This is a genomic window from Desulfobulbus propionicus DSM 2032 (assembly GCF_000186885.1).
Lineage (GTDB): Bacteria > Desulfobacterota > Desulfobulbia > Desulfobulbales > Desulfobulbaceae > Desulfobulbus > Desulfobulbus propionicus.
Map to the genome: position 1 here is coordinate 1,106,693 of NC_014972.1, position 12,227 is coordinate 1,118,919.

Sequence of the window (12,227 nt, forward strand, 5' to 3'; positions counted from 1 at the left end):
CCTCAGCCTCCTGTCTGCAACCACCCCTCAATGCGGTCAAAGGCCTCGTTGATCTCCGCCTCCTCGCCGCCAAAGGAGAGGCGGAGGTGACCCTCGCCGCCCGGACCGTAGGAAGCGCCGGGAATGGTGATCACCCGTGCCCCGTACAGCAGGCGCGTGGCCACTTCCTGTGACGGTCCATCCGAGAACAAATAGCGGGCCATGACGTAAAAGGCCCCTTTGGGTTCGACATAGCTGAAAAAATTCCGCATTCCATCCAACCGCCGGCAGCAGAGATCCCGCCGCCGGATAAGCTGTGCCTTGCACTCGACCAGCCAGCCCGGATCCGAATCCAGGGCGGCCAGGGCCGCAAACTGCGCGGGCGTGGGCGCGCAGATGGTGGCCGCGTCGTGCACCTTCATGATCTGCGCCATCAATTCGCTCGCCGCCGTGACCCAGCCGATGCGCCAGCCGGTGAGGGCATATTGTTTCGACAACGACGAGATGCTGACCACGTGGTGGCGGTAGCGGGACAGGCCGAGCGGCGAAAGCGGCGTCCTGCCCTCGTAGACCAGATACGCATAGGTCTCGTCGATCACCACCACGAATCCCCGTTCCACCGCCAGCTCACACAGGGCCAACACCTCGCTGTCGGCAAAGACGTTGCCGGTGGGGTTGCCGGGGTTACACAGCATCAAGGCCCTGGTTCTCGGGGTGATGGCGGCCCGCACCGCCTCCAGATTCAGGGTCCAGCCGGCGGTCAGAGGCACGAACACCGGCCGGCCGCCGGCGAGATGGACCTGCTCGATGTAGGAGGCATAGGTCGGTGTAGGCAGGATGACCTCGTCGTCCTGGTCCACCAGGGTCAGCAGGGTGGCCAGCAACCCCTCCATGGCGCCGACGGTGAGACAGATTTCGTTGTCCGGGTCGATATCCACGCCCTTTTCTTCCCGTAAAGCCCGGGCGATCCGCTGCCGCAGTTCGGGCATGCCGGTCTGCAGGGTGTACTTGCCGCTGGCCGGGTTATCCTGCAGGATCTTGGTCACGCTTGCCACCACCGGTGGCGGGGTGGCAAAGGAGGGCACGCCCTGGCCAAGACTGACACAGTCGCCAATGCGGGCCGCCTCCTGGGCCATGGCCTTGGTGGCAGAAACGGCGATGGAGCGGACCCGACGGCTGATGGGGGGAAAGACGGGGCTGCTCATGGGAAGATCTTGCCGGGGTTGAGGATCAGGTTCGGGTCGAAGAGGCGCTTGATGCCCTGTTGCAGGCCAATGCTGGTCGGCGAAAGTTCAAGCGGCAGGAACTGCTTTTTGGCAAGTCCTATGCCGTGTTCGCCGGAGAGGGTGCCGCCCATGGCCAGCACCCGTTTGAGCAGGGCCAGGACGCCTGCCTCGGCCAGCTCCCGCTCTTTCGGATACTGGCTGGTAATGTTGAGGTGGATGTTGCCGTCGCCGGCATGGCCAAAGGCAAAGATCTCCACCCCGTAACGGGTCTCGTAGTCGGGCAGCACATCGACCAGTTCGGCAATACGGCTCAGCGGCACGGCCACATCCTCCGGGATGTAGAGGGGGGCCTGATCATGGATGCGCAGGCTCACCTGGCGGCGGACCTCCCAGATCTGCTGCCGATCCTGTTCGTTCGGTGCTTTGCGGCAATGGATGGCCCCCTCGTCCTTGGCCAAGGCGAGCACGGTGTCCATCTCCGGGGCGATCTGCGCGGCTGGGCCGTCGAGTTCGATCAACAGCAGCGAGGGCTTGCCGCTTGGCAGGCTGAAGGGCAGCAGCTCACCGATCAGGGCCAGGCAGCGGTGGTCGAGAAACTCGATGGCGCTGGGCAGATGCCCTGCGGCCATGATCCGGGCCACGCTGCGCATGGCCTCGCCCATGGAACCAAAGATGCACAGCGCGCCGATGGTTGCCGTCGGCCGGGGCATCAGCCTGAGGGTCAGGGCGGTGATCACCGCCAGTGTTCCCTCGCAGCCGACGAGCAGGTTGGTCAGGTCGTAGCCGACCACGCCCTTGCGGGTACGGACACCGGTGGCGATCAGCGTTCCGTCGGGCAGAACCGCCTCCAGGCCGAGGATGTAGTCGCGGGTGGTACCGTATTTGACGCAGGCCGGACCGCCGGCGTCGGTGGCCGCGTTGCCGCCGATGGTGCTCAGCTCCATGCCCGCCGGATCGGGCGGATAGAAGAGGTCGTGAGCTGCGGCGGCCTCGCGCACCTGGGCGCTGATCGCTCCGGCCTCGACCTCCATGGTGAAGTTGGCGGTGTCGATAGACCGGATGGCGTTCAGGTCGCGGGTGGACAGCACCACACCGCCCTGGTGGGCCAAACAGGCCCCGGCCAAGCCGGAACCGCCGCCCCGGGGGATGACCGGAAAGCGGTGGCTGTTGGCCAATGCCAGCACGGCCTGGACATCGGCAACGGTCTTGGCCCGGACCACCAGTTCGGGGCGGTGGTGGAGGGCCGAGGCATCGGTGGCGCAGGCCTCGATCTCGGCCGGATTGGTGACGATGGCCCCGGGGCTGAGCCGGGATTGGAGCTGGGCGATGATCGGGCCGGTGACAGGAGAATAGGAGATCATGGAAATCGGGGGGAAGGAAAAAATATTGTCGTCTTGGCCGATTACTGATGGCCGAAGCCGGGGATGAACAGCCGTTGCTCGATCCGCTTGAGCACAAAGATCGCCAGGGTCACCAGGCCGAGATAGTAGAGGCCGATGATGGCGAACACCTCGGTGAAGCGGAAGTATTCGGTGGCAACGGTCTTGCCCTCGCCGGTCAGCTCCATGCAGGTGACGATGTAGGCCAGCGAGGAGTATTTGATCAGGTAGATGATTTCGTTGCCGCAGCCGTGGATGGCCCGGCGGACCGCCTGCGGCACGATGATCCAGCGCACGGTCTGCCAGCCGGTGAAGCCCAGGGCCTGGGCACCGAGGTACTGGCCGCGCTTGATCGACAGCAGGGCGCCGCGCACGTACTCGGACTGGTAGGCACCGCTGCAGAGGACAAACCCGATGACCGCGGCGGCGTAGGGACTGAGGTAGAGGCCGAGGTTGGGCAGGCCGAAATAGAGCACGAATAGCTGCACCACCAGCGGCGTGCCGCGAAACAGGGCCGCGTAGCCGTCGCCCAGCCATCGCAGCCAGCGGGCGCCGAAGACCCGCAACGCCCCGGCGCTGATGCCGATCACCACGCCGCCCACGGCCGAGGGCACGATCAGGGCCAGGCTCATCACCAGGCCGCGATTGAGCGCGGCCAGCAGCTCCTGATAGAAGGGCGACAGGGTCAGCATCAGTAGGTGCCGTCGGCCAGGTCGTTGAGCCGGTCGCAGAACCCCTGGCTCTTGCTGCGGCTGCCCGGCGCCAGCAGCTGGGCCGGCGATCCCTGCTCGACGATCACGCCGCCCTCCATGAACAGGATCTCGTCGGCCAGGGTGGCGATGAGGCTGATCTGGTGGGTGGCCATGATCATGGTCATGCCCTTGGCCGCCAGGGCGCGGATGACCGCGATCACCTCGCCGATCAGCTCCGGGTCCAGGGCCGAGGTCGGCTCGTCGAGCAACAGGGCCTTGGGGTCCATGGCCAGGGCGCGGGCAATGGCCACCCGCTGTTTTTGGCCGCCGCTCAGCTGGGCCGGATAAAGATCGGCCTTGTCGGCCAATCCCACCTGCTCCAACTCCAACCGGGCGCGGGTTTCGGCCTCCTGTTTGCCGATTTTTTTCACCTTGCGCAGGGCAATGGTGATGTTGTCCAGGGCGGTGAGGTGATCAAAGAGGTTGAATTCCTGAAAGATCATGCCCACCTCCTGGCGCAGCCGATAGAGATCGGCCTTGCGGTGCAGATCGATCCGCTCGTCGCCGAGATGAATCTCGCCCGAATCCGGATGCACCAGGCAGTTGATGCACTGCAACAGGGTGGATTTGCCGCCGCCCGAGGGGCCGATCAGCACCTTGATTTCGCCCTTGCGCAGGCTCAGGCTGACGCCCTTGAGAATGCAGGTGGCGCCGAAGCATTTGGAGATGTTGTCGACCCGGAGGATGGGGGTGGTGTCGGTGATCATGGCATCGAGTGGTGGGTGTAGCCGGGGATGCGGAGCCGCTGCTCCAGTTTGCGCAGGCCCCAGACCCCGAGCCAGGTGAGGAGAAAATAGAGCAGGCCGGCGGTGAGGTAGAGGGGCAGATGCTGGTAGGTGCGCGAGGCCACAAACTGGGCGCGGGCCATGATCTCCGGGGCGCCGATGACAAAGGCCAGGGCCGAATCCTTGAGGATGATCGAGTATTCGTTGGACCAGGCCGGAATCGACAGGCGCAGGACCTGCGGCAGGATGATCGAACGGATGGTCTGGACATCGCTCATTCCCAGGGCGCTGGCGGCCCGGAACTGACCGCGCGGCAGGGAGAGGATCGCGCCCCTGAAGATGTTGGCCTGGTAGGCGCCGGTGGTCATGCCGAGCACCACGGCCACCGAGAAAAAGGCGTTCAAGGGCAGGTTCAAGTAGGTGAACAGGCCGAAATAGAAAAGAAAGAGCAGCACCAGCACCGGCACGCCGCGAAAAAACCAGACATAGAACCCGAGCAGCAGGCGCAGCAGCCGGTTGCCGTAGACCAGGCCGATCGCGATGACAATGCCCAGCGCCAGGCCCAGCAACATGGCCAGGACAACGATACCGGCGGTGTTGATGGCCCCCGCAAGGAGATAGGGCAGGGAATCGGCGATGACGGCCAGGGAAGCGGGCATGATAGGGTCAGAGGAACAGCAAGGGTTGGCGGTGCAGGTTGCCGTGGATCGATCGGTTCAATGAAGCCGGGAGAAACCATCCGTTTCCCGGCCTGCAAACACGGCGGGCGGAGCAGCCGCTCCGCCCGCCGGAATGGTTATTTTTCCAGCTCGTATTTCTTTTTCAGCGCTTCCCAGTCGGGAGAAGCCATCAGCTTCTTGAGGCTGGCGTTGACCTTGTCGAGCAGCTCCTGATCGCCCTTGCGCACCGCATAGCCGAATTCCTCCTGCTCCATGCCGAAGGTGCCGAGCACCTGTACCTCCTTCTTGGCGGCGGCATCCTTGGCCGGGGCGTCATCCATGGCGGCGGCGTCGATGCGGCCGTTGAGCAGGTCCTCCACCGCCAGCGGCGAGGAGTTGTAGTAACGCAGCTCAAAGTTCCATCCCTTGGCCGCGGCCTGTTCCTTCAGCCACTTGGCCTCGGAGGTGCCCTGCTGGACGCCGAGAATCTTCTTGCCGCTCAAGATGGCGTCGATGGTCAGCGGCGAACCCTTCTTGGTGACCATCACCTGCTTGATCACCCAGTAGGGAAGGGTGAAGTTGACCTGCTTGGCGCGGTCCGGAGTGATGCTCATGCCCGAGGCGATGATGTCGATCTTCTTGGTGAGCAGGCTGGTGATGATGCCGTCCCACTCGATTGGCTGGTGACTGACCGCAACCCCCATGTCCTTGGCGATCCAGTTCATGGCCTCGACATCGAAGCCACTGGGCGCGCCGGTTTTGTCGATGAAGGCGAAGGGCGGGAAGTTGGCGTCGATGCCGTTGACCAGTTTGGTGGCCGCCGAGGCGGAGCCGGAGAAGAGCATCAGGGCACAGGCCAGGATGAGCAGAGCGTTGCGGAGCATTGATCGTATCCTAATCACAAAAGAATTGCCTGGACGACACTTCCAGGAACATGCACCGAGTGGTACCAGGGGACCCCTCGGCACGGTTGTTGTCACCGCCGTTTGTATAGTGAAAATACCGGGGGGTGTCAACGGGATTTCCAGGCGGCTGCCGGTGCAGCGGCCGCGGCCGGAGGACCGGAAAGCGGCTGCCATGGCGGTTGCAGGAGCTTGCTCACCGCCTTGGCCAACGTCTGCAGGGAGTAGGGTTTTTGCAGATAGCCGCCCACTCCCAAACGCAGGGCGGCGCGGACCTCGTCGCTTTCCGAGAACCCGCTGGCGATCAAGGCCTTCTGGCCTGGATGGCGGACGATGATCCGTTCATAGGTCTGGCGGCCGTTGATGCCTGGCCCCATGAGCATGTCCAGGAGCACCAGATCCACCCGGCAGCCCTGCAGATACTCGACCGCCTCCTCGCCCGAGGCCGCGGTTGCCGTCTGGTAGCCGAGGGATTGGAGGAGCTGACTGGCGATATCCCGTTGCAGCGGTTCGTCATCGACAATAAGGATGGTCTCTCCGTTGCCCCGCACCGCATGGGTATCCCGTTGTTCGGCAGTGCCTCCAGGGTTCTGTTCCGAGGCCGGGAAAAAGAGGGCGAAGGTCGTCCCCTGGTCGCTGCTGCTCACCATGACCGCGCCCCGGTGATCCTGGATGGTATTCCACACCACGGCCAGACCGAGGCCGGTGCCGCTGCGGCCCATTACCTTGCGGGTATAGAAAGGCTCGAAGATGTGATCGATATCGGCCTGGGCGATACCGGAACCGGAGTCGGCCACCTCGAGCACCACGTAGCGGCCCGGCTCAACGGCGTGCCGGCGGGCCAGGTCCGGTGCCAGGACTTCGTTGCGGGTACGAATGATGATCCGGCCCGTATATTCGATGGCCTCGGCACCGTTGGTCATCAGGTTCATCAGGCTCTTTTTGACGTGGATGGGCGAACACGACAGGGGCCAGAGATCAGGGGCGTATTCGGTCTGACAGCGGACGCCGGGATGGTGGGCGAGCAGGGCCTCATGTTCCGGTGAATGCAGATATTCGTCGATCAGGGTGGTGAGCGCACACAGTTTACGCTCGCTGCTCACGCCGCGGGCCACGGTGAGCAGATCCGCCACCACCGCTGCGGCCCGCTGCCCGGACTCCTGAATGGCCAGTATCGGCTTGCGCAGCGTGCTGTCCGGGGCGAGCTGCATCAGCAGCAGATCGGGATAGCTGACAATGCCCGAGAGGATGTTGTTGAGATCATGGGCCACGCCGCCGGCCAACAGGCCAATGGCTTCCATCTTGCGGGAGCGCTGCAACTGGGCCTCCATGGCGGCCCGTTCCCGTTCGTTCTCCTTGAGTTGGGTAATGTCGTCATAGACAAAGACCACCTCGCCGGAGGGAATCCGGTACAGGTGTCCTTGCCGCCAACGGTGGCGGTTCCCGAACTGGTAGAGCATGGGGGGGAGGACCACCGGCTCGCCGCTTTGCCAGACCTCCCGCATCCGGGCCAACAGGCCGGTGGGCTCGACGCCGGGAAAGTGTTTGACCAGGTGCTGGCCGATCAGATCTTGGCGGGGAAAGCCCTCGATCCGTTCGGCTGCGGGATTCACATCCTTGATGAGAAAGTCTTGGCCGTCCTCAATCGCCTGCAGAACCCCGACGCCGCTGCTGGTGTGCTCGAACAGGCTGCGGTAGATCGACTCGCGCAGGGCGCTCTCTGCCTGCACCTTCTTCAGTTCGGTGAGGTCGAAATGCAGGCTGTACCGTTCGGTACGGCCTTGTGGCCCGGTCACGGCGAAATAGGAGACATGCACCGGGACCGGATCGCCATGGGCCGACCGAAACAAGGCCTCTTGCGCAGGAAGTTGCCCCGCCCCGGCAATCCATTGCTGCAGCCGTTCACCCAGATGGAGCCGCTCTCCTTCGGGGACGATGACGTGTTCGACCTGTTTGCCCAGGGTTTCCTGGGCATTGGTGCCATAGAGTCGTTCGCAGGTCCGGTTCCAGAAAAGGATGTTCCTGTGGTCGTCAAATCCGATGATCCCCACGGTGGGCAGTTCGTTGGCGATCTGGCGGAAGCGGTGTTCGCTTTCGCGCAGTTGCAGGGTTCGCTGATCGACCTTTGCCTCCAGATCGTCGACCAACTCTCCGATCTGGGCGCTCATCAGGTTCAGCGTCCGGCCCAGCATTCCCAGTTCGTCGGCAGGTTGTTCGGCGGCCATGGTGCTCAGCCGGCCCCGCTGCATCTGGGCCGCGCACTCGGTCAACGCGGTAATCCGTTGGGTGATCTGGCCGGAGATGAAGCGGCTGATCAGCACACCGGCCCAGATCGCCACCAGCGCCACCAGGGTCAGCAGCACAGCGGCGGTCTGGAGGGTGCGGATGATGGTGATCTGGGCCTGACCGACCTCGATGCCGGCCTGGTTGATCAGCAGTTGGGCAATCGGCTGGGCGATACCGGTCTGCAGATTGAAATCGTGGAGCTTGTTCTTGATCGCCAGATCGGTGGCCAGAATCTCCTCGCCTGTGCGCCGCAGCCTGTCAATCTTGTCTCGAACATTTCCGATCGCATCGGCGGAAAGTTGAGGGGATGCGTCCAACTGCCGGCGCAGGGCGGCCAAGGCGTTGAAGGCCGACTGCATCAGCGGTCGTTGCCGGGTGATGCGGTACTGCTGATAGTCGTCCAGGAGTTGACGGCTCAAGGCATGCAACGAGGGTGAAGAAGCGATATCGGCTCGCACCCCATGGAGCAGCTGGTCGAAGGTGGCCTCCAGTCCTCGCTCCGGAGCGGCGAGACGGGTGACCAGGTCGATGGATTCGAGCGAGGTGTCGGCAAAACGTTTGGCCAGGGCAAGGTAGAGGTTCAGGTCGACATGATGCGGTTGCAGATGCACCCCGATTTCGGACTGGGCGAGCAGCTTTTTCAGTTCGGCGCTGGCGGCAACCGCTTCGGCGATCAACCGCACCGAAGGCTGGGCAAATTGTTCGCGGGCTTCGGTCAAGCCGATGCGACTGTACTGGAGGAGAAAATCGTTGTGCAGGCGGCGAGCTTTTTCCAACAGCCGGTCCATGTTGAGCGCGGTGCGCTCGATGGCCACGGACGCACTGATGGTTTTCCTCGCCTGGTTGGCAAGGAACAGGGAAAACAGCCACGCGGCGAGGATCAGGACGATGAGGAAAAAGGCGGCGCCAAAGCCCAGCTTGAGTTTAAAGGCGAGGTTGGGGGCGCGTCTGCGGGCGGTGCGGCTCTTCATGGCCGGTTGGGTCCGGTTGCCGGTGCAACGGCCAGTTGCCGCTGGGGCGCATGGGAAAATTGAATGTTGCGCTGCAATCCCGACACCCCGGCAGCCGGGTCGTCCAGGCGGAGGACGTTGAAGACCGCGGAGGCGCAGTCGCCGAACGGATCGCAACTCAGGCTGCCGGTGACGCCGTCCACGCCGGTCATGGCGTACAGGGTGCGCCGCAACGCCTCGCGGCCCAGGAGCAGGCTGCCATCGGCCTGCCGCACGACTGCCTGTTCAATGGCGAGAAAGAGCAGGTTGGCGGCATCAAAGCCGCTCTGGTAATAACTGGCCGCGGGCTGGGCCTTGAAGGTGTCGAGATAGGTTTGCGCCAATTCTTTGCTGCGGGACGTGGCGGCCGGGCCAGGGCCGACAAAGTACATGCCCCGGGCCAGGTCGCCCATGGCGGCGAGAAAGGAATGTTCGATCAGGGCGCCATCGCTCATCAGCACCAGGGCACCGAGCTGTGCGTGGTTGCGCGCCTGGGTGAGCAAGTGGTTGCCTTCGGGTTGAAAGAGCGGGAAAAAGAGCAGCTCTGCCTGTGATTGGCTCACGGCGTCCAGGACCGGCCCCATGTTGCTGTCCCCCTTGTTGATGGCGGTGTCGAGCACGATGGTCCCGCCCAATTTGGTGAAGGTTCGGACAAAGCCGTCCGTCAATCCGCGGGTGTAGATGTCGTTGTCATTGATGGTTGCTGCCCGGCGGATGCCGAGTGTGTGGTAGGCATAGGTGGCCGCGGTTTCACCGGAATGCTCTTCGTTGGGTGCGGTGCGGAAGTAGCCGGGCTGCCAGTTGGGCGCCCGTTCGCCGCCGATGGCGGTTAGGAAGGGGGCGCTGTTGTTGCCGGAGATCATGCTCAATCCGGCGTCGGACATGACCTTGGCGGCCGTGGCCGCGGCGCCCGAGCAGGTGGAGCCGAAAATAGCCACGGTCTGCGGATCGGCCACGACCTTGAGCGCGGCATTGGCCCCGCCCTCGCTGGTACAGCCGTCGTCCTCGGTCTGCAGGGCCACGGGATGGCCGGCCACCGTGCGTTCCCGGGCATTCAGCGCCAGCTCCAGTCCCCGAAGCTGCTCCTGCCCCAAAGCCGCGACCTTGCCGGAAAGCGCCTGGATGACCCCGATCTTGACCGGCTCCGCCGGGCCGATGACGACGCAGCCCAGGGGGTCGCTGCAGACTGGCTTGGGGGGCTCATGGTCGCAGGCGGCGAGCAGGACAGGGGAAAGGAGGAGAATAAGCAGACGGCAAAACCGAGCCAGGGGCATGGCGAACTCCTTGAAATGGCGTGGTGCGCACTGATGTCGGCAAAGGGAAAGCAACGGCTCTTGTGAACTAGAGTATAGGCAAAAACAGCCGGCCAACCAAGCACTCTTTGCCGGTCAGGAACGGGGAACGAAATGCGACTGGACTCCGGTGACTCGGGCGCGAGGAGGAAAATCAGCCCTGCCGGCGCTGTTCGAGTTCGTCCCAGCGGTCGTAGAGCTGTTCGGTCTTGGTCTGCAGTTCCTGCTGTTCTTCCCAGTAGCGGTGCAGTTGGGCCGGGTTGGCCATCACCTCCGGCGAGGCCATCAGGGCTTCCAGCTCTCCCAACCGGGCTTCGGCGGCCAGGATCCGTTCCTCCATCTGGTCGTATTCGCGCTGATCCATATAGGAGAGCTTGCCGGGCCGTGCCTTGGCCGGGGGTTTGTCCTTGACGGTAACCGGGCTCTTGGGCGTGTCCCGGCGGTCCCGTTCCTGCATCATGGTCAGCCACTGCTCGTAGTCGGCGAAATAATCCGCTCGTCCTTGGCCGTCAAAGCCGAGCACCAGGTTGCACACCCGGTCGAGGAGGAACCGGTCGTGGGTGACCAGCACCAGGGCGCCGGGAAATTCGCACAGGCTCTCTTCGAGCACGTCGAGCGAGGGAATGTCGAGATCGTTGGTCGGTTCGTCGAGCAGAAGGATGTCGGCGGGTTGGAGCATCAACCGGGCAATGAGAATCCGGGCCTGCTCGCCGCCGGAGAGACGGTAGACCGGGGTTTCCAGTTGATCGGTACGGAAGAGAAAACGCTTGGCCCAGGTGACCACGTGCACACTCTGGCCTTGATAGAGGATGCTGTCGCCGTCCGGAGCCAGGGCGCGGCGCAGGGTGACCGAGGTGTCCAACTGCTCGCGCCGCTGGTCGAAACTGACGATGCGCACCTTGTCGGCGGTGGCGATGGTGCCCTGGTCCGGTTTGAGCCCGTCTTCTCGGTCGGCGGCGGCGAGGATCCGCATCAAGGTCGATTTGCCGCTGCCGTTGCGGCCCAGCAAGCCAAGGCGCGTGCCGGGGGTGAGGGTGAGGTCAAGGCCGGAAAAGAGGGGGGATGCGTCAAACCCCTTGCGCAGGCCGGTGGCCACCAGGAGTTTCTTGGTTTTGCGCTGGGTGCCTTCAAAGACGATGCCCACCTGACCCACGGAACGGTTTCTGCTGCGGACATCGCCCAATTCTTCCTGCAACCGTCCCGCCTCTTCGATCCGATAGCGGGCCTTGGTGGCCCGAGCCTTGGGGCCCCGGCGCAGCCATTCGGTCTCGCGCCGCATCCTGTTGCTCAGCCGTTCCTCCAGGCTTTGCCGCTGGAGAAGGTACTCGGCTTTTTTATCGAGGAAATCGGCATAGGTGCCGCGCACCTGGAACGAACCCTCGGGGTAGACCGGCGCCAGTTCAATCACCCGGTTGACCGTGTTTTCCAGGAAACGGCGGTCATGGCTGACCAGGAGCACGGCGGACGGGCTTTCGGGCAGGGCGGATCCGAGAAGTTTTTCCAGCCAGAGAATGCCCTCGATGTCCAGGTGGTTGGTGGGCTCGTCCATGATCAGCACGTCCGGCCGGGTGACCAAGGCCCGGCAGACGGCCAGTCGCTTACGCCAGCCGCCGGACAGGAGGTGTACCGGTTGCTCGGGATCGGCGAATTGGGCGCGGCTGAGCAGGGCGTGCACCCGATTGTACTGCTCGGCGGCGTCGATATCGAGCGCTCGCACCGCCGCCGTGAGGTTGTCGGCGCAGCTGGCCGCTTCGTCAAACGCATCCTCTTGGGCCACATAGCTGGTGCGGATCAGTTTTTGGGTGAACACCGTGCCGCTGTCGGCCTGCTCCAGGCCGCAGAAGATCTTGAGCAGGGTCGACTTGCCCGAGCCGTTGGGACCGATCAGGCCGACCTTGTCGCCTTCGTTGATCATCAGGGTGACGCCGGAAAACAGGGTTTGGGCCCCGAAGGCCTTGGACAATCCCTGGCAGCTGAGCAATGCACACATGGAACCGTGACCCTGCGTCGTGTGGGTGGTGAATCGTGCCGCAGACCG

The 12,227-nt window shown here is 63.9% G+C and carries 9 protein-coding genes; all 9 read right to left on the minus strand.

What is annotated here, in order from left to right:
• Positions 1–2: 2 nt before the first annotated feature.
• Positions 3–1,184: a pyridoxal phosphate-dependent aminotransferase gene (locus DESPR_RS04870; protein WP_015723701.1), complete on the minus strand. Its 1,182-nt coding sequence runs from the start codon at positions 1,182–1,184 to the stop codon at positions 3–5.
• Positions 1,181–2,566 carry an FAD-binding oxidoreductase gene (locus DESPR_RS04875; protein ID WP_015723702.1) on the minus strand — a complete coding sequence of 462 codons (1,386 nt, stop codon included), beginning with the start codon at positions 2,564–2,566 and terminating at the stop codon, positions 1,181–1,183. The genes DESPR_RS04870 and DESPR_RS04875 overlap by 4 nt, the downstream gene beginning before the upstream one ends.
• Before the next feature lie 41 nt (positions 2,567–2,607).
• Positions 2,608–3,276, minus strand: coding sequence for an amino acid ABC transporter permease (locus tag DESPR_RS04880; RefSeq protein WP_015723703.1), 669 nt, complete (start codon positions 3,274–3,276; stop codon positions 2,608–2,610).
• Positions 3,276–4,043 carry an amino acid ABC transporter ATP-binding protein gene (locus DESPR_RS04885; RefSeq protein WP_015723704.1) on the minus strand — a complete coding sequence of 256 codons (768 nt, stop codon included), beginning with the start codon at positions 4,041–4,043 and terminating at the stop codon, positions 3,276–3,278. Before DESPR_RS04885 ends, DESPR_RS04880 begins: the two co-directional genes overlap by 1 nt.
• The gene (locus DESPR_RS04890; RefSeq protein WP_015723705.1) at positions 4,040–4,720 is read right to left on the minus strand and encodes an amino acid ABC transporter permease; all 681 of its coding nucleotides are present in this window, start codon (positions 4,718–4,720) and stop codon (positions 4,040–4,042) included. Before DESPR_RS04890 ends, DESPR_RS04885 begins: the two co-directional genes overlap by 4 nt.
• A gap of 137 nt (positions 4,721–4,857) precedes the next feature.
• Entirely contained in the window at positions 4,858–5,604 is a 747-nt protein-coding gene (locus DESPR_RS04895; RefSeq protein ID WP_015723706.1) for an ABC transporter substrate-binding protein, read from the minus strand.
• Positions 5,605–5,732: 128 nt separating this feature from the next.
• Positions 5,733–8,879 carry a hybrid sensor histidine kinase/response regulator gene (locus tag DESPR_RS04900; protein WP_015723707.1) on the minus strand — a complete coding sequence of 1,049 codons (3,147 nt, stop codon included), beginning with the start codon at positions 8,877–8,879 and terminating at the stop codon, positions 5,733–5,735.
• Positions 8,876–10,171, minus strand: a complete 1,296-nt coding sequence (locus DESPR_RS04905; RefSeq protein ID WP_015723708.1) for a branched-chain amino acid ABC transporter substrate-binding protein — start codon at positions 10,169–10,171, stop codon at positions 8,876–8,878. The genes DESPR_RS04900 and DESPR_RS04905 overlap by 4 nt, the downstream gene beginning before the upstream one ends.
• 172 nt (positions 10,172–10,343) lie before the next feature.
• Positions 10,344–12,179: an ABC-F family ATP-binding cassette domain-containing protein gene (locus DESPR_RS04910; protein WP_015723709.1), complete on the minus strand. Its 1,836-nt coding sequence runs from the start codon at positions 12,177–12,179 to the stop codon at positions 10,344–10,346.
• Positions 12,180–12,227: the final 48 nt, after the last annotated feature.